We start from the raw sequence: 23,499 nt of genomic DNA on the forward strand, positions 1-23,499 counted from the left end.
GCATCATCAGCGCGGCCCCCTAGCGATACGGCGCATCGGCTTCAAGGTTCGCGGCAATCGCACGCTCCCACTTGTCCCCGTTCGCGAGCAGCTTTGCCTTGTCGTAAAGCAGCTCCTCGCGCGTTTCGGTCGCGTATTCGAAGTTCGGTCCCTCGACGATCGCATCGACCGGGCAGGCTTCCTGGCAGAAGCCGCAGAAGATGCACTTGGTCATGTCGATGTCATAGCGCGTGGTGCGGCGGCTGCCGTCCTCACGCGGCTCGGCCTCGATCGTGATCGCCTGCGCCGGACAAACCGCCTCGCACAGCTTGCACGCGATGCAGCGTTCCTCGCCGTTGGGATAACGGCGCAGCACATGCTCACCACGGAAGCGCGGGGAAAGCGGGTTCTTCTCGAACGGATAGTTGATCGTCGCCTTGGTCTTGAAGAAATACTTCAAGGTCAGCCAATGTGCCTTCAGGAATTCCCAAAGCGTGAAGCTCTTGATGATTTGGGCGACGCTCATGCGAAGTGTCCGGTAGCCATAAGGTAGCCGCTGACGAGAACCACGAACAGCAGCGAGACGGGCAGGAAGATCTTCCAACCCAGGCGCATCAGCTGGTCATAGCGATAGCGCGGGACTGTCGCCTTCACCCAGCTGAAGATGAAGAAGAAAAACAGGATCTTGAGCAGCAACCAAACGAAGCCCGGCACCAGATATAGTACCGGAATGTCGAGCGGCGGCAGGTATCCGCCCCAGAACAGCACGGCGTTCAGCGCGCACATCAGCAGCACGTTGGCATATTCGCCCAGCCAGTAGAGCGCGAAGGACATCGAAGAATATTCGGTCTGATACCCGGCAACCAGCTCCGATTCCGCCTCGGTCAGGTCGAACGGCGCGCGCGCGGTTTCGGCCATGCCTGAAATCAGGAACATCACCCACATCGGGAACAGCAGCGGGTTCGCAACGAAACCGTTGATGATCCACACGTGGCTCTGCTGCGCCTTGACGATATCGTTGAGGTTGAACGTGCCCGCCCACAGTACCACGCAGATCAGGATGAACCCGATCGAGACTTCATACGAAATCATCTGCGCCGAAGCGCGCATCGCCGAGAAGAACGGGTACTTCGAGTTGGACGACCAGCCCGCGATGACCACGCCGTAAACGCCCAGCGACGAGATCGCGAGAACATAGAGCAGGCCGACATTGATATCGGCCAGAATAGCGCCCGAATTGAACGGGATTACAGCCCACGCCAGCAGCGCGACGGTGAAGGTCAGGATCGGCGCCAGAACGAACAGGCCCTTGTTCGCCGCCGAAGGAATGATGGTTTCCTGAAGGAACACCTTCAGACCATCGGCAAAAGACTGCAACACACCGAAGGGGCCAACCACGTTGGGACCGCGACGCAAGGCCATCGCCGCCCAGATCTTGCGGTCGGCATAGATGACCATCGCCACGCCGAGCATCAGCGGAAGCGCGATCAGCAGAATACCGCAGACGATGGAGATGCCAAAGGCCCACGCGTACGAAAGGCCAAGACCCATGAAGAACTCGGTCATGCTGCAAATCCTCCCCGTACCGGGGAGGTGGCAGGCGCGAAGCGGCTGACGGAGGGGGCTATCCACATTGCGCCAGCTTGAGCGGCGGGGAGAGTCCCCTCCACCACCCTGCGGGCGGTCCCCCTCCCCGTGCCGGGGAGGATATTGGCTTGCATAATCATTCCGCAGCCTCCGCGAAGCTTTCACCGTGGAGCAGTTCTGCCGAGCAGCGTTGCAGCGTCGGGCTGGACCGCGCGATGGCGTTGGTCAGGTAGCGATCCTTGATCGGATACCCCGCGATCACGCCTTCGGCCTTTGCTCCAGAGGGAGCCGCCGGAAGCGCGCCGTAATCGGCCAAGCCTTCCACGCCCAGCGCCGGAACTTCGGCAATCATCGCCGCGCGAAGCTGCTCGAAGCTGTCGAACCCGACCGAAACGCCAAGCGCATCGGCCATCGCGCGCAGGATCGTCCAGTCCTCGCGGGCATCGCCGGGCGCGAATACGGCCTTTTCGGCATACTGCACGCGGCCTTCGGTGTTGACGTAAGTGCCGTCCTTCTCGCTGAACGCGGCGGCGGGCAGGATCACATCGGCAGCGTGCGCCGCCTTGTCACCATGATGACCGATGTGGACGATCATGCTGTCAGCAAACTTGGTGAAGTCCACCTCGTCAGCACCCAGCGAAATGACCATCTTCGGCTTCGCGGCAACCAGATCGGCGATGCCGCCCTTCTGCGCATAGCCGAGCATCAGCCCGCCCATGCGGCTCGCCGCCATGTGAATCACGTTGAAGCCGTTCCAGCCCTCATGAACGAGATTGAACTTCTCAGCGAAGGCCAGACCAACTTCCAGCCCGCCCTTGGCAAGCCCTGCACCGCCGACGATGATCGCAGGCCGTTCCGCCTTGCCGAACGCCTCGGTCACCGCCTCAGGCAGGTTCGACATCACACCAGCATCATCGCCGATGAAAGTCGCTGCGTAAGTAGGGTCCCACTGCGGGCCGACGATGAACACTTTCGCGCCCTTCTTCACCGCCTTGCGCAGGCGGGTGTTGAGCAGAGGCGCTTCATCGCGCACCATCGAGCCGACGATCAGGATCGCGTCTGCATCCTCAATCCCTGCCAGCGTCGAATTGAAGTTCACCGCAGCAAGGTTGGAAGCGTCATAAGACATGCCGGTCTGGCGACCTTCGAGCAGCGTCGAACCCAGCGCTCCAGCCAGCTTCTTCGCGGCAAACATCGTCTCGCAATCGACCAGATCGCCCGCGACAACCGCAACCGACGCACCGGGATTGATCTTCGCGACAGCCGCGAATGCCTCGGCCCAGGTCACCGCCACCAGCTTGCCATCACGGCGCAGCCACGGTTTGTCCAGGCGGCGGCGGGTCAAGCCATCGACCATGTAACGCGCACGGTCAGACAGCCATTCCTCGTTCACGTCATCGTTCACACGCGGCAGAGCGCGCAGCACTTCGCGACCCCGGCTGTCCAGCCGGATGTTCGATCCGATGGCGTCCGAAACGTCGATCGACAGCGTCTTCTTCAGTTCCCACGGCCGCGCTTCGAACGCATAAGGGCGAGAAGTCAGCGCGCCGACCGGGCAAAGATCGATCACATTGGCCGACAATTCGTGCGCCGCAGCCTTTTCCAGATAAGTGGAAATCTGCATCGTCTCGCCGCGATAGAACGCGCCGATCTCGTCAACCCCCGCCACTTCCTCGCTGAACCGCACGCAGCGGGTGCAGTGGATGCAGCGCGTCATCGTCGTCTTGATCAGCGGGCCCATGTACTTCTCGGTCACCGCGCGCTTGTGCTCGTGATAACGCGAGGCACCGCGCCCATAGGCGACCGACTGGTCCTGCAGATCGCACTCGCCGCCCTGATCGCAGATCGGGCAATCGAGCGGGTGGTTGATCAGGAGAAACTCCATCACCCCCTCGCGCGCCTTCTTGACCATCTCGGAATCCGTTCGGATCTCCTGCCCCTCGGTGGCAGGCAGCGCACAGCTTGCCTGAGGCTTCGGCGGCCCCGGCTTCACCTCGACCAGACACATCCGGCAATTGCCCGCAATGCTCAGCCGCTCATGATAGCAGAACCGCGGAATTTCCTTACCGGCCAGCTCGCAAGCCTGCAGGACAGTAGCGCCTGCCGGGACTTCGAGCTCTACGCCATCGACTTTGACTTTAGGCATTGTCATCTAGCCCATTAGTTGTGTGCTTTGCTTGATGCACGTTTGTAGCCTGCCCAGCCGAGAAGTGCTTCGAGATCAGCCTGAGAGCGGTAGGGGGACCGATTGCGGCCAATGCAAGCACCGCCAATCGCCCGTAAAACTCGGGTGCACTAAGTAGCGCTCCGCCGAACACCCACCACGCAAGAGCAAACAAAAACGGGACGCTCAGGATATAGCCAATCCAAGCCAAGGTAATAGAAAATCGCACTGCGGTTGCAACTGCTGCATTCAGCGAACGCGGAACGTCGGATCGGTCTGATCCTAGCATAGCTATCACTCCCCCCGCACATGGCGCACACCCATGGCCATCGCACCAGGAATGTTCGGATTTTCAGGATTGGGGATCAGCACCTGCCTACGCGGATCGATCAGCAGGTCCATCGATTCCATCGGGATTGCTCCCAGCAGCACCGTGTCACCCATGACCATCGCGCCCGTATAGGCTTTGCGGCCAAACACTTCGACGAGGATCGGACCAACGTAATCAACGACCTGCTTGTTGCCGTCCGCCGTCGTCACTTCACGCTGCTCCAGCACTTGAAGCTTGAGCTGATTGACGACGTGCTTGGGGATGCACAGATCGATAGCGCCGGAATCGACGAGCGCCTTGGCGTCCACTTCCTCAAGCTCTGGCCTTGCCGCATTGGCAATCCTGATGCGCTGATAGACGAGGCCCATTATTCCGCCGCCTCCCGCACGTTCTCGGCAATCCGGCGCTCAATCTCCGGGCGGAAGTGCTTGATCAGGCCCTGGATCGGCCACGCAGCCGCGTCACCCAAAGCGCAGATCGTGTGGCCTTCGACTTGCTTGGTCACGTTGTGGAGCATGTCGATTTCGCTGACGTCGGCATCGCCCCGCGCCAAGCGTTCCATCACTCGCCACATCCAGCCGGTGCCTTCGCGGCACGGTGTGCACTGGCCGCAGCTTTCATGTTTGTAGAAGTACGACAGGCGGGCAATCGCGCGGACGATGTCGGTGGACTTGTCCATGACGATCACCGCAGCGGTGCCGAGACCCGATCCGACCGCCTTGAGGCCGTCGAAGTCCATCGGCGCGTCCCAGATTTCGGACGCGGGCACCAGCGGCACCGACGATCCGCCGGGGATCACCGCCAGCAGGTTGTCACGCCCGCCGCGAATGCCGCCGCAGTGCTTTTCGATCAGTTCGCTGAACGGGATGCTCATCTCTTCTTCGACCACGCAGGGGCGGTTCACGTGCCCAGAGATCTGGAAGAGCTTGGTGCCCTTGTTGTTGTCGCGCCCGAACGAGGAGAACCACGAAGCGCCGCGACGCAGGATCGTCGGCGCAACCGCGATGCTTTCGACGTTGTTGACCGTGGTCGGGCAACCATAGAGACCCGCGCCGGCCGGGAACGGCGGCTTGAGGCGGGGCTGGCCCTTCTTGCCTTCGAGGCTTTCGATCATCGCGGTTTCTTCGCCGCAGATGTAAGCGCCCGCGCCGCGATGGACGAAGACGTCGAAATCGTAGCCCGAACCGCAGGCGTTCTTGCCGATCAGGCCAGCGTCATAAGCCTCCTGCACGGCGGCAAACAGCGTCTCGGCCTCGCGGATATATTCGCCGCGAATGTAGATGTAGGCCGCGCGCGCGCGCATCGCATAGCCCGCCACCAGCGCGCCCTCGATCAGCTTGTGCGGATCGTGGCGGATGATTTCGCGGTCCTTGCACGAACCCGGCTCGGATTCGTCGGCGTTGATGACCAGAAAGCTGGGACGGCCGTCCTTGCTTTCCTTGGGCATGAACGACCACTTCATGCCGGTGGGGAAGCCTGCACCGCCACGCCCGCGCAGGCCAGACGCCTTGATTTCCTCGATGATCGCGTCCTGCCCGCGCTCCATCAGGGCCTTGGTGTTGTCCCAATCGCCACGCGCTTGCGCAGCCTTCAGGTTCCACGGCTGGAAGCCGTAGACGTTGGTGAAGATGCGGTCCTTGTCAGCGAGACTCACAGGGCACCTCTAAATGCAAAAGTCCGCTCATCCTGAGCCTGTCGAAGGACGCGCGCCAAGACCTGCCGTTGCGCGCGTGCTTCGACAGGCTCAGCATGAGCGGGTGTGGGAAAGCGGTTCATGGCTTACCACTCCCCCCGATAATCATGGTTGGCATCGACCATCGCGGTCAGGTTGCTCAAGGCCCCCGCCGGTTCCACTGTATGACGCCCCGGCAACTGTGTGCCCGTCTTCGGCTGCTTGCCCGCCGCCAGCTCGTCAAGGATGCGCTCCATGTCGGCGGCGGTCAGGTCTTCGTAGTTGTCATCGTTGATCTGGACCATCGGAGCCGATGCGCAATTGCCCATGCATTCGACCTCGGTCAGCGTGAACAGACCGTCCGCCGTGGTGTGGCCCTTCTTCAGGCCCTTGCCCTTGCAGGCGGCCAGAATGTCGTCAGACCCGCGCAGCATGCACGGCGTGGTTCCGCAGACCTGCACGTGAAAGCGGCCGATCGGCGCGATGTTGTACATCGTATAGAACGTCGCCACCTCGACCACGCGGATCACCGGCATGTCGAGGTACTTGGCGATGTATTCCATCACCGGGATCGGCAGCCAGCCTTGCGTGTTCAACTCCGCGCCGACCTGACGCTGCGCCAGATCGAGCAACGGCATTACGGCAGAGCGCTGCCGCCCCGCCGGATAGCGTCCGACAATGACCTTGGCCTGTTCGGCATTTTCAGCCGTCCAAGCAAAGCTGCCCCAGCGCGCGCGCAATTCCGGGCTGTCGGGTTCGATATGACGATCAGCCATTGGGCTGTCTCCGCTTGATCCAGAGGTCCTGCACGAACAGGAACAGTTCGAAGCCACCGATGGCCGTAACGAGGTTGGGCAGCATTTCGCTGACTGCGACGCCCGCATAAACACTGGCGAAATAGCCCGCTGCGAGCACGACACCCGTCAGCATCGCCCAGACCCGCATGAGATCGAAAGTGGACTTCACCGGATAAACTCCACGCGGGCGCACTTGTCACCCTCGAAAGAATAGACGGCGATCACGTCGAACGGCTCCACCAGCGCCGAACCATCGGTCGCAGGGCCGCGGGTTACGTGTTCGCGCATCAAAACATAGTTGCCGATGGCCTGTGCCTCGACGACCTCGGCATGGTTCTGCGGCCAGCGCGCAAACGCGGCGGCAAGCCCGGAGCGTGTGCCCTCCTTGCCTGCGCGCACCACATCGCCGCGATAGTTCGCCTCGCAGGCGTCGTCGGTCATGCACGAGACGTAGGCGTCCACGTCCTGCGCGTTGTAGGCGGCGATCATCGCCTTGGCGGTGGCGAGGTTAGTTGCCATTGCCGGTCTCCCGAGTGGACCACAGGAATGCATCAACTGCAGCGGTAAGAGCGGCAGCCCCGAAGAGATAAAAACCCCAAGGGTAGCCTAGAAGATGGGCAAAAAAGCCCGGTAATCCGAAGACGACCAAAGCAGCTTTATTCCACCTAGATGGCTTATATCCCCAGCTCACCGGTCACACTCCCCGAACACCACGTCGATCGCGCCGATGATCGCGGTCACGTCGGGCAGCATGTGGCCGACGCTCATGAAGTCCATCGCCTGAAGGTGCGAGAACGCGGTCGGGCGGATCTTGCAGCGGTAGGGCTTGTTGCTGCCGTCCGACACCAGATAGACGCCGAATTCGCCCTTGGGGCTTTCGGTGGCGACATAGACTTCGCCCGCCGGAACGTGGAAGCCTTCGGTGTAGAGCTTGAAGTGATGGATCAACGCTTCCATCGACTGCTTCATCTCGGCGCGCTTGGGCGGCACGACCTTGCGGTCGGTGCTGGCAACCGGGCCTTCGGGCATCTGTGCGATGCACTGCTGGATGATGCGGGCCGATTGGCGCACTTCTTCGACGCGGACCATGAAGCGATCGTAGCAATCGCCATTGGTGCCCACCGGAACGGCGAAGTCCATGCGGTCGTACACATCGTAAGGCTGGCTCTTGCGCAGATCCCACGCGATGCCCGACCCGCGGATCATCGGGCCGGAAAAGCCCCAGCGCACGGCGTCTTCCTTTGACACCACGCCGATATCGACATTGCGCTGCTTGAAGATGCGGTTGTCGACGACAAGGCTCATCGCGTCGTTGAACAGCGGGTGCAGCCGCGTGTCGATCCAGTCGGCGATGTCGGTCAGCAGCTTGAGCGGCACGTCCTGATGCACGCCGCCGGGGCGGAACCAGGCCGCATGCATGCGCGCGCCCGATGCGCGTTCGAAGAAGTTGAGGCAATCCTCGCGGATTTCGAACATCCACAAGTTCGGCGTCATCGCGCCGACGTCCATCACATGCGATCCAAGGTTGAGCATGTGATTGCAGATGCGCGTCAGTTCGGCGAACAACACGCGCAGGTACTGGGCGCGCAGCGGCACTTCGATGTTCAGCAGCTTTTCAACCGCCAGCACATAGGAATGCTCCATCGCGAGCGGCGAACAGTAGTCCAGCCGGTCGAAATAGGGCAGCGCCTGAAGATAGGTCTTGTGCTCGATCAGCTTCTCGGTGCCACGATGCAGCAGGCCAACGTGCGGATCGACGCGCTCGATGATCTCGCCATCAAGCTCCATGACCATGCGCAACACGCCGTGCGCCGCCGGGTGCTGCGGGCCGAAGTTGATCGTGTAGTTGGTGATGACATCATCGCCCGTGGTCGGCGACTGTTCAAGCGAGAGGCTCATGCGCCGTCTCCATCGGTTTTCTTGTCGCGCGGTGCGCGCGCCGGGCGATCCTCGGTCGGTGCAGGTGCCGCAGGCGCGTCCTTGGCGGAATCGCTGGGGGCAACGGCCTTGGCAGCCTCCGCATTGGCCTTCTCGCCAGCGCCGGTATCGGCCTTGGTTTCCGTCGTCTTGGGCGTGGCAACCGGAGCGGGCGCGGGCGTGGCGGGCGGCGTAACTGCCTTCTCGTCGCCCGGCAGCACATAGTCTGCGCCCTCCCACGGACTCATGAAATCGAACTGCCGCAAGTCCTGCGCAAGCTGCACCGGCTCATAAACCACGCGCTTGTCCTCTTCGGAATAGCGCAGTTCGACATAGCCGGTCAGCGGGAAGTCCTTGCGGAACGGATGGCCCTGAAAGCCATAATCGGTAAGGATGCGGCGCAGATCAGGATTGCCTGCAAACAACACGCCGAACATGTCGTAGACTTCGCGTTCATACCAGCCGGCGTTGGGCCAGAGCGTCGTCACCGTCGGCACCGGCGTCGCTTCGTCGGTCGAAACCTTGACCACGATGCGGTGGTTCTTCGTCAGCGAGAGCAGGCAATAACACACTTCGAAACGCTTGACCCGCTGCGGATAATCGACGCCCGCAATGTCCATCAACTGCTGGTATTCGTGATTGTCGCGAAGCAGGCGCAGCGCGTCTTCGGCGCGGTCGCTCACCACTTCGATCACGATCTCGCCGTGTTCCTCTTTGGAAGCAACGACGAAATCGCCGAGTGCGGCGACGAGCGCGTCATGCACACCCTCGTTCGAGGTCCAGCGCGGGGCGGGGTGGAGAACGGTCATACGCTATACCCCAAGTCGCGTGCGGGCTTCGACAGGCTCAGCCTGAGCGGAGTCTGGTTTGCCACAATACGAAAGGTCCGCTCATCCTGAGCTTGTCGAAGGATCATGGCGATCACCGCTCAAGCGTACCAGCGCGGCGGATCTTCCGCTGCAACTGCATCACGCCATAAAGCAGCGCTTCGGCGGTCGGCGGACAACCGGGGACATAGATATCCACGGGCACGATCCGGTCACACCCACGCACAACCGAATAGCTGTAGTGATAATAGCCGCCGCCGTTCGCACACGACCCCATCGAGATCACGTACTTCGGGTCGGACATCTGGTCATAGACCTTGCGCAGCGCAGGCGCCATCTTGTTGCACAGCGTACCCGCCACGATCATCACGTCCGACTGGCGCGGGGAAGCGCGCGGGGCAACCCCGAAGCGCTCCATATCGTAACGCGGCATGTTCACGTGGATCATCTCGACCGCGCAGCAGGCCAGCCCGAAGGTCATCCACCACAGCGAGCCGGTGCGCGCCCACTGGAACAGCTCCTCGGTCGACGTGACAAGGAAGCCCTTGTCGCTGACTTCAGCGTTGAGACTGTCGAAAAACGACTGGTCGGGCGCGGCAACCGCGCCTTGATTTGCCGTGACGCCCAAGTTGAGAGGCGAAGAAGTGGCCATGTTGCTCATTCCCAGTCCAACGCGCCCTTCTTCCAGGCGTAAATGAAGCCGATCACCAATTCAGCCAGAAACACCATCATCGTGATCCAACCTGCCCAACCCGTTTCACCCAGGCTGACCGCCCAGGGAAACAGAAACGCCGCTTCCAGATCGAAGATGATGAACAGGATTGCGACGAGATAGAACCTTACGTCGAACTGGCTGCGCGGGTCTTCGAACGCGGGAAAGCCGCATTCGTACTCGCTGTTCTTTTCGGCGTTCGGATTGTGTGTCCCGGTCAGACGGGCAACACCCATCGGCAGGAACACGAATGCCGCCGAAAGCGCGAGCGCGATCCCCAGGAAAATGAGGATCGGCAGGTATTGCGCCAAATAGCTGGATTGATCGACCAAGGGGCTGACTCGCCTTGCTAACAGGTTTCGCAGCGCACTAGTCCCGCCGCCGCTTCCGCGCAAGTGGGGTGCACTGCACTATAGGGGGTTTCCACCCACCTTTTCCAGCCCAATCGGAAATCTACCCCGGTCTCTTGCCATTTGCTGATCGTATGCAGTGCCTACCACATGGATAGCGCTGGCGTTTGGGCGATTGTCCTTGCGCAGGACGGCCTCAGCCCGGCAACACGCTCAACGGGAATTCCTGACCGGCTGACCGGCTGACCGGCAGAGCAAGGTCGGCCCCTGCATCATGCACACTGCCCGAAACCGGGGTTATCCCAGCCCTTGCAGCAGGAATAACGGCCATGCCACCACTGCAAGGCAGGTGCCAAGCGGCAGGGCCGTATCGGCGGTGACAGTTCGCCTGGCGGCCAGCATGACGACGGCCACCACAATCCCGACAATGCTAGCCCCCAGCATGACTTCCACCACCCCCAACGGACCGAGCCACAGGCCTATGGCGCCCAACAGGGGCGGATCGCCCGATCCCATGCCCTCGCGCCCGCGCGCCTTAAGATAGAACCGTGCCGTTGCCCACAGCAGCACGAAGCCCAATGCGCCGCCGCTCAGCGATGTCAGCACGGGGTCGAGGCTCCCCTCGCCCAGCGTCCGCGCAATAACCACGGCGGCACCACTCAGCGCCAGCCATCCCAACAGTGGGCGCGGCAACCACAAATGGCGCAGATCAAGCAAGCCGAGCAGCAGCAACTGCCACCCCAGTATCATCGCTGCCAGCACCAGCCCCTCTCGCGCGAAGATCACCGCACCGATGCCCACTGCGGCGCCACCAAGTTCGCAAGCCAGCTGCCAGCCGCCGATTGCCGCACCACATGTCCGGCATTTGCCGCGCTGGGCCAGCCACGAAAACACAGGCAGGAGTTCGGTGACGGTCAAGGCCTTGCCGCAACCATCGCAGGCAGATCTGCCCCGTATCACGGATCGCCCTTCAGGCAGGCGGACCAGCACAGCGCCCAGGAAGCTGCCGATCACTGCGCCCAGCACAGCCGCCCCGGCGACAAGAATTCCCCATGGCGCGGCCACGATCACATCCTGGTTCATGCAGCCCCTCCGGCCGGTGCAATTGATTTCGCTGCACTGCAATACTACATTGGTAGCAACAATCCGGTGCATCCAAGCACGCTTTCAGCAGGGTCCGTCAAGCCATGGCAAAATTCTCACCCGCCGATCCGATCGTCATCCTGTCCTATGCGCGTACGCCGATGGGTTCGATGCAGGGCGCGCTGGCCGATGTTGCTGCCACCGATCTGGGAGCCACCGCGGTCAAGGCTGCGGTCGAACGTGCCGGCATTTCGCCTGAAAGCATCGAACGCATCTATATGGGTTGCGTACTCCCCGCAGGGCTTGGCCAGGCCCCTGCCCGCCAGGCGGCGATCAAGGCGGGCCTGCCCAAATCGGTTCAGGCCACCACGGTCAACAAGGTTTGCGGATCGGGCATGCAGACGATCATCATGGGCGCCGAAGCTCTCGCTTCCGGCAGCGTCGACATGATCGTTGCAGGCGGCATGGAAAGCATGACCAATGCCCCCTACCTGCTGAAGAAGCATCGCTCTGGCGCGCGCATCGGCCATGACACCGCCTACGATCACATGTTTCTCGATGGTCTCGAAGATGCCTACGAAGCGGGCCGTGCGATGGGCACGTTCGCGCAGGATACCGCCAACGCCTATCAACTGACGCGCGAGCAGCAGGACGCTTACACGATCGAATCGCTGCGCCGCGCGCAGACTGCTGTGAGCGACGGCAGCTTCAGCGATGAAATCGCCCCCGTTACGGTCAAGGGCCGCGGCGGCGACACCGTGGTCGATACCGACGGAGCACCGGGCAAGGGCCGACCCGACAAGATTCCTTCGCTGAAACCCGCCTTCGCAAAGGACGGCACGATCACGGCTGCTACTTCGTCTTCAATCTCCGACGGTGCCGCTGCCGTTACCCTTACCCGCAAGAGCGTCGCCGATGCGGCAGGCCTTGTGCCCGTTGCAACGATCGTCGCGCTTTCAGCCCATGCGCAGGAACCGAAGGATTTCACCACCGCGCCGGTCGGCGCGATCAACAAGGTGCTGGACAAGGCCGGCTGGACGATTGCCGATGTCGACCTGTTCGAAGTGAATGAAGCCTTCGCCTGCGTGGCGATGTTCGCGATGCACGATCTTGGCATTCCGCATGAGAAGATCAACATAAATGGCGGCGCCACCGCGCTCGGTCATCCTATCGGTGCTTCAGGTACGCGCATCGTCACCACGCTGATCGCAGCGCTCAGGAAGCACGGGCTCAAGAAAGGCGTCGCCAGCCTGTGCATCGGCGGCGGCGAGGCCACCGCGCTGGCGATCGAACTGGTTTGATTGCAACCGCTTCCCGGCCCGCAAGGCCGGGAAATTGCCGATCAGGGCTTTTGTGCGCCCCATACGCTTGCGGCGCGTATGAAGCCCTTGCGGCCATCCACATCGAAGGCACACCACTGCGCCTCGCATTCGCCAAGCTTGCCGATCACGCCGGGTTCAACCCGCCACAGAATGCGTCCGGTGCCGTCCTTGTTCGATCGAATCCCGGTAATGCTGCCGGTCACGATTCCCGATCGTTCGCGGTTGAGGAACTGCTGTAATATCCAGCCGCGCGACCCATCCTTGTCCTCGACCAGCCGCCAGCCGCCCATCACGCGCAACACTTTGAGCGGAACGCCCTTGCGCACGTATGTCCAGCTGATGCGATAGTCCCGGCCCGGTCCCACCCGCATGTTGGCTTTCGCCTTGCTCGTGGAAACCCAGTAAGGTCCTGTATCTGCCTGGGCCACCGCAGGCGGAGCAATCCCGATCAGCAGCGCCGCCATGACTGCAACAGGGAATGCGGAATTTCGAAAAGCCTGATGTGCTGCCATGTCCGTGCCGTTACAAAATTGGGGGCCAAGAGCAACACTTTTGCCCCACGATGTCCACCATGACAAATCATCCCGCGGCTTGACCGCCTCCCGCCGCTGCGCCTAGCCTTGGCACACGATGACCAGTCCCGCAGAATATCGCCCGGCGCGCCGTGTCGAAGGCAAGCCCAGCGTGATCGTCACGCGCCGCCTGCTACCGGAAACCGAATCCCGGATGCGCGAACTGTTCGACGCCACGCTCAATGCCGACGACCATGTAATGTCGCGCGACGAACTGGTCGCTGCAATGCAGACGGCAGACGTGATCGTGCCGACAGTGACTGACAGGATCGATGCGGAGATGATCGCACTGGCGGGGCCGCAACTGGGCCTGATCGCCAATTTTGGCGCGGGCACCGATCATATCGCGCTGTCCGCCGCCCGCGCGCGCAAGATCATCGTCACCAACACCCCCGGTGTGTTTACCGACGATACGGCCGACATGACCATCGCCCTGATCATCTCGGTCGCGCGCCGCCTCAATTATGGCGGACGGACCTTGCGCGCGGACAAATGGGAAGGCTGGGCGCCATCCACCATGCTCGGCCACCGCCTTTCGGGAAAGACCCTCGGCATTATCGGCATGGGCCGCATCGGACAGGCCGTCGCCTGGCGCGCCCGCGCGTTCGGCCTGAACGTGGTCTATCACACCCGTCATCGCTTGCCGCAGGCGCAGGAAACCATGTTCGGTGCGCGCTTCGAACCGGACCTTGACCGCCTTGTCGCCGAAGCCGACATCCTTACCCTGCACTGCCCGGCCAGCCCGGAAACGCAGCATATCATCGATGCCCGCCGCATCGCCCTGATGAAACCCGACGCCTATCTGGTGAATACCGCGCGCGGCAATCTGGTGGAAGAGGAAGCGCTGATCGCAGCGCTGGTCGAAGGCCGGATCGGCGGCGCAGGTCTTGATGTGTTCGAACACGAACCGCAGGTCGATCCGCGCCTGATCGCACATCACAATGTTGCCATCCTGCCGCGCATGGGCAGCGCTACGTTCGAAGGCCGCATGGCATCGGGTGACAAGGTGATCGCCAACATCCGCTTCTGGGCCGATGGTCACCGCCCCCCCGATCAGGTGCTTGAAGGGCTTGTCTGAATGTACCGCGCCTGAAATTTCGTCCCCCATTCGCACAACAATCGGTCGCAACAGCGCTTGTGCGCAGATGCAATATTGCCCTAGAGCCGCCGCTGAGAGGATCTGACGCGGGCATGCCCTGCGTGAGAGGGGAGACTTGTTCATGCGAAAGATGATCGCGGTCGCAACTGCAGCCGCAGTGATGCTCATGCCGATGCTGGCTCACGGCCAGACAGAAGCGATCAGTGTCGAAGATGTTGCCGATAGTGGCGACACCGCATGGATTCTCGTTTCCTCCGCTTTCGTGCTGATGATGGCCATGCCCGGCCTCACCCTGTTCTATGGCGGCCTCGTGCGCGCCAAGGGTTTCCTTGCCGTGCTGGTGCAGGTCGGCGCGATTGCTGCGGTAGCCTCGATCCTGTGGATCATGGTCGGTTATACGCTCGCTTTCGGTGACGTCAGCGGCGGATGGCTGGGCAGCGGCAATGCGTGGATGCTGCTCAACCTCGGCAACGTCCGCGCCGATACCGCGATCCCCGAAAGCGCCTTTGCGCTTTACCAGATGTGCTTCGCGCTGATCACGCCCGCGCTGATGGTCGGCGCGTGGGTGGATCGCGCCCGCTTCGGCTGGGTCGTCGGCTTCTGCGCGCTGTGGGGCCTGATCGTCTATGCGCCGTCCGCACACTGGATCTGGGGCGGCGGCTGGCTTTCGTCGAAGGTCGGCACGCTCGATTTTGCTGGCGGCATCGTCGTTCACACCACGGCGGGCATTTCCGCGCTGGTCGTGGCCTTGCTGCTGGGCAAGCGCGCAGGCTTCCCCAAGACGCTGATGCTGCCGCACAGCCCTTCGCTCACCATGGCAGGCGCAGCGCTGCTGTGGGTCGGCTGGTTCGGCTTCAACGGCGGCTCGGCGCTCGCGGCCAACGATGATGCGGCCTCGGCCATCATCAACACCCATGTCGCCGCATGCGTCGCCGCGCTGGTCTGGCTGGTGATCGAAAAGATTTCGGTCGGAAAGCCCACCTCGGTCGGCTTCGCCACCGGCGCCATCGCGGGCCTTGCCACGGTGACGCCCGCCGCCGGATTCATCGCGCCGGGCGCGGCCATGCTTCTGGGCGCTCTTGCCGCACTGGTCTGCTACCCGATGATCCAGTTGGTCAAGCAGCGCCTGCACATCGACGATTCCCTCGACGTGTTCGCCGTCCACGGCGTTGGCGGAATGATCGGCTCGATCCTGCTCGCGGTATTCATCTCGCCCTCGTTCGGCGGCACCGGCTATGCCGAAGGCATGGACATGCCGCGCCAGCTGGTCGCCCAGTTCGCAGGCGTCGGCATCGTCGCCCTATGGAGCGCCTTTGCCACCGTCGTCTGCGCCCTGATGGTCTCGATGGTCATCCCGATGCGCGTGACCGAGGACGAGGAACGCGAAGGCCTCGACATCACCAGCCACGGCGAACGCGCCTGGGAAATGGACTGATTGTGGCGCTGGGAGGGGTTTGGACCTCTCCCGGCGTTCAAGCGGCGGCATTCTGACACTGCGTGTCCAAATTGAACTCTCGGATTGAGCCAGTTGCGGACAATTACCGCACTGCTACACTTCGAGCATGAGACCTTCAGATAGAATGAAGCTGCTAGAAGCGCTTGGTAGTGAACTTCAAAGGCAGTTTACTTTCGACGAACTCGACCTCTATTTGAGCGCGGCGAGGTTACTCGAAATCGCTCCGGGTGACCGCACCAATTGCTATGGAAGCAAGCGGGTCTACGCGAAGAACCGCCTTGCCTCAGTGAGCGATGCAGAACTTCTGCGTCTCGCGGACGATCTTGATTTGGGTGGCTTGGGAGCCGTCGAGCGAGCAAGCATTGCAACCGAATCTCTGCCGCCGCGTAATTGGAAGGACACACCTAAATTCAAACTGTTCATTTCTCATATCTCGAAGCACAAGAATGTAGCAACCCGCCTGAGAGACGCTTTGAAACCTTTAGGCGTGGCAGGATTCGTTGCCCACGAAGACATTCACCCTACCGCCCGGTGGCAAGCCGAGATTGAGCGCGGGCTAGCGACTATGGATGCGTTGATCGCGATCTTGACTCCGGGCTTTCGCGATAGCGTGTGGACCAATCAGGAGATCGGCTTCGCCTTGGGACGTGGAGTTAAAATCATTTCTCTCCGTATGGGGGAAGACCCACCTGGCTTCATCTCGACGGAACAAGCAATTCCGCAACAACAGCGAATGGCTGTGGATATTGCTCCCATTATCGTCGGGCTTTTGTCCGACGATGAAAGAACGACAATGCGAATGGTTGAAGCGCAGAGAATGAACAGTTCTAGCGGCGAGACACCCTAAATTTGAACTCTTAGATGTCTTCGTCCTTCGACTTTTTGCCAACTTAAAAATGCCCTCAAAGCCCCAAACTCCCTCGTCATTCCCGCACAGGCGGGAATCCAGCGACAGGCAAGGTCGTCGCTCTGCGACGGCATTTTTGGTTGGTCTGGATTCCCGCCTGTGCGGGAATGACGAAGGGTAGTTAACCACAAAAAGGACGGCCCAGGCCCCCCGGAACCGCCCCTCGCCAACCCCAAAAACCCCACTCAATCCCCGGTCAAAATCCGGTCCACCAACTGCTTCACCGTTGGCGTGAAGTTGTTCGAATAGAACGGGTCCTGCTTGAACCGATAGGCCGCGTGGCCCGCGAACATCAGGTTCTTGTCGATGTCGCCACCATGCGCGATGTCCTGCAGCGTCTTCTGGATGCAGAAGCTGCGCGGGTCGGCCAGACGGCCGGTGGTGTAATCGTCATGGTCCTTCCATGACGAGAAGCCGCAGTGCGAAAGGCAGCCCATGCAGTCCTTCTGGTCCTGCTGGATTTCCGTGCGCTCATCCGGCGTCACGAAAACGACCGTATCGTCCGGGGTGCGCAATGCATTGGTGTATCCGGCACCGAACCACCCGCGCGCCCGGTCGAGGTCCTTGGGCGTCACCCAGAAGTTCTTGCCCTTAACGCCCACGTCGAGTTGCACGGTGTGCTCGCCCGCCTCGACCTTCGAATAGGGAATCTGCCGCTCTGACCGCGATTCCAGCAGCCGCAGGAACGGGTTGCGCACAGCGGAGGAATAGAAGCCCGTGGGCGAAAACTTGTGCAGCAGCACATCGCCCGGCTCCAGCGTGCGCAGATGGTCTTTCCACCCCTGCGGAATCGGGCTTTCCTCGGTCAGCAGCGGGCGTGTGCCGAACTGGAAGGCAATCGAACCCAGTTCCGGGTTATCGATCCAGTTGTCCCATTCGCGCAGGAACCACACACCGCCTGCCATCACGATCGGCACATCGTCCGAAATGCCTTCAGCGCGCATCACATCGCGCAGCGCTTTCACGCGCGGATAGGGGTCTTCCGGCTTGCGCGGGTCTTCGGCGTTGGACAGGCCGTTGTGCCCGCCCGCAAGCCAAGGATCTTCATAAACCACCGCGCCCAGCAGTTCCGGCACCTTGTGATAGGCACGCTTCCACAGCGCACGGAACGCACGGCCTGACGAGACGATCGGCAGATAATGCACGTTGAACCGCGCCGCGATTTCCGAAAGCTTGTAGGGCATGCCGGCACCGCAGGTCACGCCGGTCACCTTCCCGCGCGTCTGGTCCAGCACCGCTTCCAGGATCGGCTGTGCGCCGCCCATTTCCCACAGCACGTTGATGTTGATCGCACCATTGCCGCCTGAAATCTCGTGCGCGCGCTTCACTTGTTCGACGGCCCCGTCGATAGCGTACCGGATCAGTTGTTCGTGCCGTTCGCGGCGAGTCAGCGCATCATAAACCTGTGGAACAATCTTGCCTTCGGCGTCGTAGCTGTCGGCATTGACGGCACTCACAGTGCCGATCCCGCCAGCCGCGGCCCACGCGCCCGAACTCATATGGTTCGTCGCGGCCACACCCTTGCCACCCTCAACCAGCGGCCAGACTTCACGGCCACCATAGAGAATCGGCTTCAACCCCTTGAACGCAGACATTAATTCCCTTTCAGCGCCCCTGCGCGCTCACACTCTTCGCCGGTGCCAATCGGCAAGGCCTGATACCGTTCGGCTCTGGTCGAACCGGCGCAACAACGAACTGGGCATAGTACCCTGCCAATTCGGGCTTACGGTGAAATTGATCCAAGCGAAAGCCCACCGCTTCCATCTCGCAAAACAACAGCGCAGGCGCGATTCCGTGCCGCGCGGTTGGCTTGTCGGCATCCACAACAACCACCTTACCGCCCGCTTTCAACGATGGCCACAGCCGCCACAGGAACGCATAGGGCTCGGCAACCTCGTGGTACATGTGCACCAGAAAAACGCGGTCGAAGCTGCGTTCCGGCAAACGCGGATCGTCCTCGGCGCCGGGCTTGATCGATACGTTATCAAGCCGGTCATGTTCCACGCGCAGCGCCAGCCGACGCAGTGCATCGCCATCGATATCCTGTGCCAGAACACGGCCTTTCGCGCCCACGCGATCGGCCAGCCGCACCGTGTAATAGCCCTCGCCCGCGCCGATATCGGCCACGCTCATGCCCGGCCCTATCCCGGCCAGATCCATGACGGTGCTGGCTTCGTTGCGGTTGTCACGCTCGGCTTCATTCGAAAACTGGGTGCTGACCACGGTTGCGACCGGCCGGTCAGCGCGGGGGAACCCGCGCGCGCTTTCGGGCCGGTCATCCTTCGCGGCAGGCTTGCACGCCGCCACGGCAAGGGTTGCCAGCAGCGCCAGCGCGATGGAAGGAAGGGCCGCAGCCCTGCTCAATCGTCATCCTCCACCGCCACCTTCTCGCCCGTCACCCGCTGCGAAAGCGCTGCCGCCATGAACGGATCGAGCGCGCCGTCGAGCACTTCTCCCGGATTGGTCGAGATTACGCCGGTGCGCAGGTCCTTGATCTGCTGATACGGCTGCAACACATAGGAGCGGATCTGGTGGCCCCAGCCGATTTCGGTCTTGGCCTGATATTCGCCACTTGCCGCCGCTTCGCGCTTGGCCAGTTCCGCCTCATAGATACGCGCTTTCAGCATGCCCATCGCCGTTGCACGGTTCTTGTGCTGGCTGCGGTCGTTCTGGCTGGCAACGACAATCCCGGTCGGCATGTGCGTGATGCGTACCGCCGAATCGGTCGTGTTCACGTGCTGCCCGCCCGCACCTGAAGCGCGGTACGTGTCGATCTTCAGGTCCGACGGATTGATCTCGACCTCGATATTGTCATCGATTTCGGGATAGACCCAGACCGAGCTGAACGAGGTGTGCCGCCGTGCAGAGCTGTCATAAGGGCTGATCCGCACCAGACGGTGCACACCGCTTTCGGTCTTGGCATAGCCATAGGCGTTCTCGCCCTTGATCAGCAGCGTCGCGCTCTTGATCCCGGCTGCTTCGCCCGCGTGATAATCGACCAGTTCCACCTTGTAACCATGGCGTTCGCCCCAGCGCGTGTACATCCGCTGGAGCATTTCGGCCCAGTCCTGGCTTTCGGTGCCGCCAGCGCCTGCGTGAACTTCAAGGAACGCGTTGTTGGCGTCGGCCTCGCCCGCCAGGAGTGCTTGCACCTTGTCGTTGTCGGCCCTTGCCGCCAGCGCGGCCAGCGTTGCCAGACCCTCGTTAACTGTCGCCTCGTCGTCCTCCATCTCACCAAGTTCGATGAATTCGATGGCATCAGCCATTTCCTGACCGATCTCGTTGACGGTGCCGATGGACGCTTCCAGCCGCCGACGCTCGCGCATCACTTCTTCGGCCTTTTTCGGATCATCCCACAGCTTCGGGTCTTCAACGCGCGCATTGAGTTCGTCGAGACGGCGCACCGCGCGGTCCCAGTCGAGAAACTTGCGCACGAGAGCGAGGGCTTTCTCGATGCGATCGATGTGGGCCTGCCCTTCGGCACGCATGGGTACAACTCCGGTCAAACGCAAAACGAACTGCGCCGCTTAGCGAAGCGGGCAGGCATGTAAAGCCCAAGCGTGAAATGCGTTTCCGATCAGCCGCGCGTCTTGATCCTGCGCACGGCCTCCAGCGTCATCTTCACATGATCGCGATAGTCCATGTCGGAATGGACCATTGCCACCCTGCCGTTGGGTGCAATCACATAGCTGGTCCGCTTGGTCAGCCCGGTCGATTTGCCATCGCGCTTCAGATCGACATCGTAGGCCTTGATCACCGCCGGGCTTGCTGCGGCCACCGCAAACTTGTCGCGGCAGGCCTCGGTCGAAAACTTCTGCAGCGTGGCAATGTCATCGTTCGACATGCCGACCACGCTGGCGCCCGCCGCCTTGAACTGGTCGCTTGCCTCGGCAAAGGCGTGGGCTTCCAGCGTACAGCCTTGCGTGAACGCCTTGGGGTAAAAATAAAGCACGACCGGCCCCTTCTTCAGCGCCTGCTTGAGCGAGAAGGAAAACGGCTTGCCAGCCAGCGCGCCCTTGGCCGCAAAATCAGGCGCGCGCGCGCCGTTCGGCAATTCAGCATGTGCCTGGGTTGAAGCCAGAAGGGCGAAAGCTGCACCGGCAGCAGCAATGTTGCGCATGTTCATGAATGCAAAGGTATCAGACGATGGCCCCACCGACCAATGCCTTTCCGGGCAGGATCAGTAAATCCCGCCCTGTTCCTCGACAAAGCTCTGTTCGACCGGCGCCTCTTCCTCGGCGCTGTCGGCGAAGCCGCGCGCCGCCCGCGCCTTGCGCAAGGCTTCAAGCACCGCTTCCTTCGCGCTCACTTCACCCTCGCGCGCGGTACGCCTGGGTTCGGTATCCGGTTTGAACGCCTCCCAGATGATCGAGGCCTTGGCCACATCGTTTTCCGGCGTCCCGGCGAATACGCGCTTGCCCGATACGCGGTCGATCTTGACCATGCGCACACCTTCGGGAACGCGAAACGGAATGTCTTTCCACCGTGCGCGCGTTTCCTGCACCAGTTGCTTGAACACCGGCGCGGCGATCCGCCCGCCCTGCGCATAGCCGCCAAGGCTGCGGGGCTGATCGTACCCCACGTAAACGCCCGCGATGATGTCGGGCGAACCACCGACGAACCACACGTTGGTCGGCCCCGATGTCGTTCCGGTCTTGCCGAACAATGGCAGGCCCAGATCGCGCAGCGTCACCGCTGTACCGCGCACCACCACGCCTTCCAGCATATGCACCACCTGATAAGCGGTGCGCGGGTCGATCACCTGCTTGCCAGACGGGGTGAAGCGCGGCATCGGCTTGCCGTCCCACTGCGCCATGCTGCAACCTTCGCAACGCCGGTTGTCTGCGCGCCACACGACTTTGCCGTTGCGGTCCTGCACGTAATCGATCAGCGTCGGCTCATGCTGTCGGCCCTGATTGGCAAGAGCGGCATAGGCATTGACCATTTTCAGTACGGTCGTATCGCCAGCGCCCAGCGCCATCGACAGGTACGGCTCGTAATCGCCCACGCCCGCCGCCTTGATCGTGCGGACCACCTTGTCCATGCCCACATCGTTGGCCACGCGCACCGTCATCAGGTTGCGTGATTGCTCAAGCCCCCAACGCATCGTGTGGCTGCCCGATCCACCCTCGTTTCCGAAGTTGCGGAAGCACTTCTCGCCCAGCGCAGCGCCCTGATAAACGCAGAACGTGCCGTCCACGACCATCGAGGCCGGCGTCATGCCGTTGTCGAGCGCAGTCGCATAGACGAAAGGCTTGATGGTCGAACCGGGCTGGCGATTGGCCTGCGTGGCGCGGTTGAACGATCCGAGCCGCGCGTCGAATCCGCCCTGCATCGCCAGCACACGTCCACTCTGCGGGTCTTCAACCACCATGCCGCCAGAAACTTCCGGGATTGTGCGTACCGCAAAAGTGCTCGAATTGACCGGCGCAACTGCGGTGATGTCGCCCGGCTTCATGTTTTCGGGCACGCCGATCAGGTCGGCGGTCTTGCCGTCCGAAAAACCGATTTCACCGCTGGTGCCCTTGCGCGAAAGCACAACGCCCACGCGCCAGTTCTGGTAATTCACCGAGATGTTGCTGGTGATCAGCTGTGTCTGCCAATTGCCATCGTCCAGATCGATCCGCGCAATCGGCCCATGCCACGCCCTTCCGCCTCCGTATCGCAACAACGCTGCGCGCAGCGAATTCTGCGCTGCGGTCTGCAATTGCGTGTCGAGCGAGGTGCGCACCCACAGCCCACCAGCGTAGACGCTGTTCGGCCCGTCTTCGGCCTTTTCGCCGAACTTGCCAATCAACTGGCGCCGCACTTCCTCAAGGAAGTATCCGGCATCCGCCGTATAACTTTCGCTTCGGCGCGGCTTCAGACCCAGCGGCATCGCGCCTGCGGCAGAAGCCTGCGCCTGCGTTGCCCAGCCGTTCCTGACCATCTGGTCGAGCACGTAATTGCGGCGCGCAATCGCCATGCTTTCGTGCTTGGCCCGGCCATAGCGTTCCGGCGCCTTTGGCAGGATTGCCAAAAACGCCGTCTCATGCAGCGCAAGATCGCCGACATCCTTGTCGAAGTAGGCGCGCGCTGCTGCCTGCACACCAAAGCTTTGCCGCCCCAGCGGAATTTCGTTGAGATAAAGCTCCAGAATCTGCTGCTTGGTCAGGACGCCCTCGATCCTTCGTGCGAGGATCATTTCCTTGAGCTTGCGCGTGATCGAATATTCGTCACCGATCAGGATGTTCTTGGCCACCTGCTGCGTGATCGTCGATCCGCCCCGCGCGCGTTCACCCGATCCGAACTTGGTGGCATAATCCACGACCGCCCCGGCAAAGCCCAGGTAATCGATGCCGCCATGATCCCAGAACGTCTTGTCCTCCGCCGCCAGAAACGCATTGATCATCGGCTGAGGGAAATCGACATAGCGCAGTTGCACACGACGTTCGCGGGCATAGCTGGAAACGATCTCGCCATCGTTGCCGCGCACCATCGTGGGCAGCGGCGGCTGATACGTGAGCAGCTTGTCCGCCGAAGGCAAAGTGCGCGCGACCGTCAGCCACAGCACGAACCAGCCGAGCAGGAACGCGCCCAGCAGATAGTTCGCGGTGCGGAACCCGCGGCTCTGGTGCCACTTTGCGCGGTGCCATTGCAAAAGGCCGCGCCAGCGGGCCAGAAGCCCGCCACGCAGCGTTGCAAACCGGGATTGCTCAGGTGTTTCATCCGCCATCGTGAAGCG

General features: G+C 61.9%; 23 protein-coding genes. 4 read left to right on the forward strand and 19 right to left on the reverse strand.

Annotated elements, in window-relative coordinates; genetic code table 11:
* Positions 1-19: 19 nt before the first annotated feature.
* The 13 genes from nuoI to LUA85_RS10270 all read right to left on the reverse strand — a co-directional run bounded on the left by nuoI (position 20) and on the right by LUA85_RS10270 (position 11,419).
* Positions 20-505, reverse strand: a complete 486-nt coding sequence (gene nuoI / locus LUA85_RS10210; protein WP_231469322.1) for an NADH-quinone oxidoreductase subunit NuoI — start codon at positions 503-505, stop codon at positions 20-22.
* Positions 502-1,545, reverse strand: coding sequence for an NADH-quinone oxidoreductase subunit NuoH (gene nuoH, locus LUA85_RS10215; RefSeq protein ID WP_231469325.1), 1,044 nt, complete (start codon positions 1,543-1,545; stop codon positions 502-504). The genes nuoI and nuoH overlap by 4 nt, the downstream gene beginning before the upstream one ends.
* A 157-nt stretch (positions 1,546-1,702) precedes the next feature.
* A complete protein-coding gene (gene nuoG, locus LUA85_RS10220; RefSeq protein ID WP_231469327.1) occupies positions 1,703-3,712 on the reverse strand; it encodes an NADH-quinone oxidoreductase subunit NuoG in 2,010 nt (669 codons plus the stop codon).
* A 312-nt stretch (positions 3,713-4,024) separates the two neighbouring features.
* Entirely contained in the window at positions 4,025-4,429 is a 405-nt protein-coding gene (locus LUA85_RS10225; RefSeq protein ID WP_231469328.1) for a clan AA aspartic protease, read from the reverse strand.
* Complete coding sequence (gene nuoF, locus LUA85_RS10230; protein WP_231469331.1) at positions 4,429-5,715, reverse strand: NADH-quinone oxidoreductase subunit NuoF; 1,287 nt, start codon at positions 5,713-5,715, stop codon at positions 4,429-4,431. The genes LUA85_RS10225 and nuoF overlap by 1 nt, the downstream gene beginning before the upstream one ends.
* Before the next feature lie 125 nt (positions 5,716-5,840).
* A complete protein-coding gene (locus LUA85_RS10235; protein WP_231469334.1) occupies positions 5,841-6,509 on the reverse strand; it encodes an NAD(P)H-dependent oxidoreductase subunit E in 669 nt (222 codons plus the stop codon).
* Positions 6,502-6,699 carry a hypothetical protein gene (locus LUA85_RS10240; protein WP_231469337.1) on the reverse strand — a complete coding sequence of 66 codons (198 nt, stop codon included), beginning with the start codon at positions 6,697-6,699 and terminating at the stop codon, positions 6,502-6,504. Before LUA85_RS10240 ends, LUA85_RS10235 begins: the two co-directional genes overlap by 8 nt.
* Positions 6,696-7,049 carry a nuclear transport factor 2 family protein gene (locus LUA85_RS10245; RefSeq protein ID WP_231469340.1) on the reverse strand — a complete coding sequence of 118 codons (354 nt, stop codon included), beginning with the start codon at positions 7,047-7,049 and terminating at the stop codon, positions 6,696-6,698. The genes LUA85_RS10240 and LUA85_RS10245 overlap by 4 nt, the downstream gene beginning before the upstream one ends.
* A 168-nt stretch (positions 7,050-7,217) precedes the next feature.
* Entirely contained in the window at positions 7,218-8,429 is a 1,212-nt protein-coding gene (locus LUA85_RS10250; protein WP_231469343.1) for an NADH-quinone oxidoreductase subunit D, read from the reverse strand.
* Positions 8,426-9,256 carry an NADH-quinone oxidoreductase subunit C gene (locus LUA85_RS10255; RefSeq protein ID WP_231469346.1) on the reverse strand — a complete coding sequence of 277 codons (831 nt, stop codon included), beginning with the start codon at positions 9,254-9,256 and terminating at the stop codon, positions 8,426-8,428. Before LUA85_RS10255 ends, LUA85_RS10250 begins: the two co-directional genes overlap by 4 nt.
* Before the next feature lie 112 nt (positions 9,257-9,368).
* Positions 9,369-9,926, reverse strand: coding sequence for an NADH-quinone oxidoreductase subunit B family protein (locus LUA85_RS10260; RefSeq protein ID WP_231469350.1), 558 nt, complete (start codon positions 9,924-9,926; stop codon positions 9,369-9,371).
* 5 nt (positions 9,927-9,931) lie between these two features.
* Positions 9,932-10,318, reverse strand: a complete 387-nt coding sequence (locus LUA85_RS10265; RefSeq protein ID WP_231469353.1) for an NADH-quinone oxidoreductase subunit A — start codon at positions 10,316-10,318, stop codon at positions 9,932-9,934.
* A gap of 315 nt (positions 10,319-10,633) precedes the next feature.
* Entirely contained in the window at positions 10,634-11,419 is a 786-nt protein-coding gene (locus LUA85_RS10270; protein WP_231469355.1) for an A24 family peptidase, read from the reverse strand.
* Between the two features lie 104 nt (positions 11,420-11,523).
* Here LUA85_RS10270 and LUA85_RS10275 point away from each other — a divergent pair, with 104 nt between their 5' ends.
* Entirely contained in the window at positions 11,524-12,720 is a 1,197-nt protein-coding gene (locus tag LUA85_RS10275; protein WP_231469359.1) for an acetyl-CoA C-acyltransferase, read from the forward strand.
* A 41-nt stretch (positions 12,721-12,761) separates the two neighbouring features.
* Here the strand turns inward: LUA85_RS10275 and LUA85_RS10280 are convergent, their stop codons facing one another.
* A complete protein-coding gene (locus LUA85_RS10280) occupies positions 12,762-13,253 on the reverse strand; it encodes an SH3 domain-containing protein (protein WP_231469362.1) in 492 nt (163 codons plus the stop codon).
* Positions 13,254-13,371: 118 nt separating this feature from the next.
* Here LUA85_RS10280 and LUA85_RS10285 point away from each other — a divergent pair, with 118 nt between their 5' ends.
* The 3 genes from LUA85_RS10285 to LUA85_RS10295 all read left to right on the forward strand — a co-directional run bounded on the left by LUA85_RS10285 (position 13,372) and on the right by LUA85_RS10295 (position 16,715).
* A complete protein-coding gene (locus LUA85_RS10285) occupies positions 13,372-14,391 on the forward strand; it encodes a D-glycerate dehydrogenase (RefSeq protein ID WP_231469364.1) in 1,020 nt (339 codons plus the stop codon).
* A 142-nt stretch (positions 14,392-14,533) separates the two neighbouring features.
* Positions 14,534-15,847 (forward strand): ammonium transporter, encoded by a 1,314-nt coding sequence (locus LUA85_RS10290; protein ID WP_231469367.1) that lies wholly within the window; start codon positions 14,534-14,536, stop codon positions 15,845-15,847.
* Between the two features lie 145 nt (positions 15,848-15,992).
* Positions 15,993-16,715 carry a toll/interleukin-1 receptor domain-containing protein gene (locus LUA85_RS10295; RefSeq protein ID WP_231469371.1) on the forward strand — a complete coding sequence of 241 codons (723 nt, stop codon included), beginning with the start codon at positions 15,993-15,995 and terminating at the stop codon, positions 16,713-16,715.
* A gap of 245 nt (positions 16,716-16,960) precedes the next feature.
* Here LUA85_RS10295 and LUA85_RS10300 read toward each other — a convergent pair whose 3' ends face one another.
* The 5 genes from LUA85_RS10300 to LUA85_RS10320 form a co-directional block, all read right to left on the reverse strand.
* On the reverse strand, positions 16,961-18,370 hold the full coding sequence (locus tag LUA85_RS10300; RefSeq protein WP_231469374.1) for a nitronate monooxygenase family protein: 1,410 nt from the start codon (positions 18,368-18,370) through the stop codon (positions 16,961-16,963).
* Between the two features lie 10 nt (positions 18,371-18,380).
* Positions 18,381-19,139, reverse strand: a complete 759-nt coding sequence (locus LUA85_RS10305; protein WP_231469377.1) for a class I SAM-dependent methyltransferase — start codon at positions 19,137-19,139, stop codon at positions 18,381-18,383.
* On the reverse strand, positions 19,136-20,263 hold the full coding sequence (gene prfB / locus LUA85_RS10310; RefSeq protein ID WP_231469379.1) for a peptide chain release factor 2: 1,128 nt from the start codon (positions 20,261-20,263) through the stop codon (positions 19,136-19,138). Before prfB ends, LUA85_RS10305 begins: the two co-directional genes overlap by 4 nt.
* Positions 20,264-20,352: 89 nt before the next feature.
* Positions 20,353-20,895, reverse strand: coding sequence for a peroxiredoxin (locus LUA85_RS10315; protein ID WP_231471834.1), 543 nt, complete (start codon positions 20,893-20,895; stop codon positions 20,353-20,355).
* Positions 20,896-20,955: 60 nt separating this feature from the next.
* On the reverse strand, positions 20,956-23,490 hold the full coding sequence (locus LUA85_RS10320) for a penicillin-binding protein 1A (protein WP_231469381.1): 2,535 nt from the start codon (positions 23,488-23,490) through the stop codon (positions 20,956-20,958).
* Between the last annotated feature and the right edge of the window lie 9 nt (positions 23,491-23,499).

This window comes from Novosphingobium sp. CECT 9465 (genome assembly GCF_920987055.1).
Classification (GTDB): domain Bacteria; phylum Pseudomonadota; class Alphaproteobacteria; order Sphingomonadales; family Sphingomonadaceae; genus Novosphingobium.

Excerpts from the sequence above, each read along its gene's own strand:
- nuoI (WP_231469322.1), bottom strand. The coding sequence starts at position 505 with ATGAGCGTCGCCCAAATCATCAAGAGCTTCACGCTTTGGGAATTCCTG.
- nuoH (WP_231469325.1), bottom strand. The coding sequence starts at position 1,545 with ATGACCGAGTTCTTCATGGGTCTTGGCCTTTCGTACGCGTGGGCCTTT.
- nuoG (WP_231469327.1), bottom strand. The coding sequence starts at position 3,712 with ATGCCTAAAGTCAAAGTCGATGGCGTAGAGCTCGAAGTCCCGGCAGGC.
- LUA85_RS10225 (WP_231469328.1), bottom strand. The coding sequence starts at position 4,429 with ATGGGCCTCGTCTATCAGCGCATCAGGATTGCCAATGCGGCAAGGCCA.
- LUA85_RS10235 (WP_231469334.1), bottom strand. The coding sequence starts at position 6,509 with ATGGCTGATCGTCATATCGAACCCGACAGCCCGGAATTGCGCGCGCGC.
- LUA85_RS10245 (WP_231469340.1), bottom strand. The coding sequence starts at position 7,049 with ATGGCAACTAACCTCGCCACCGCCAAGGCGATGATCGCCGCCTACAAC.
- LUA85_RS10250 (WP_231469343.1), bottom strand. The coding sequence starts at position 8,429 with ATGAGCCTCTCGCTTGAACAGTCGCCGACCACGGGCGATGATGTCATC.
- LUA85_RS10255 (WP_231469346.1), bottom strand. The coding sequence starts at position 9,256 with ATGACCGTTCTCCACCCCGCCCCGCGCTGGACCTCGAACGAGGGTGTG.
- LUA85_RS10260 (WP_231469350.1), bottom strand. The coding sequence starts at position 9,926 with ATGGCCACTTCTTCGCCTCTCAACTTGGGCGTCACGGCAAATCAAGGC.
- LUA85_RS10270 (WP_231469355.1), bottom strand. The coding sequence starts at position 11,419 with ATGAACCAGGATGTGATCGTGGCCGCGCCATGGGGAATTCTTGTCGCC.
- LUA85_RS10275 (WP_231469359.1), top strand. The coding sequence starts at position 11,524 with ATGGCAAAATTCTCACCCGCCGATCCGATCGTCATCCTGTCCTATGCG.
- LUA85_RS10280 (WP_231469362.1), bottom strand. The coding sequence starts at position 13,253 with ATGGCAGCACATCAGGCTTTTCGAAATTCCGCATTCCCTGTTGCAGTC.
- LUA85_RS10285 (WP_231469364.1), top strand. The coding sequence starts at position 13,372 with ATGACCAGTCCCGCAGAATATCGCCCGGCGCGCCGTGTCGAAGGCAAG.
- LUA85_RS10290 (WP_231469367.1), top strand. The coding sequence starts at position 14,534 with ATGCGAAAGATGATCGCGGTCGCAACTGCAGCCGCAGTGATGCTCATG.
- LUA85_RS10295 (WP_231469371.1), top strand. The coding sequence starts at position 15,993 with ATGAAGCTGCTAGAAGCGCTTGGTAGTGAACTTCAAAGGCAGTTTACT.
- LUA85_RS10300 (WP_231469374.1), bottom strand. The coding sequence starts at position 18,370 with ATGTCTGCGTTCAAGGGGTTGAAGCCGATTCTCTATGGTGGCCGTGAA.
- prfB (WP_231469379.1), bottom strand. The coding sequence starts at position 20,263 with ATGCGTGCCGAAGGGCAGGCCCACATCGATCGCATCGAGAAAGCCCTC.
- LUA85_RS10315 (WP_231471834.1), bottom strand. The coding sequence starts at position 20,895 with ATGCGCAACATTGCTGCTGCCGGTGCAGCTTTCGCCCTTCTGGCTTCA.
- LUA85_RS10320 (WP_231469381.1), bottom strand. The coding sequence starts at position 23,490 with ATGGCGGATGAAACACCTGAGCAATCCCGGTTTGCAACGCTGCGTGGC.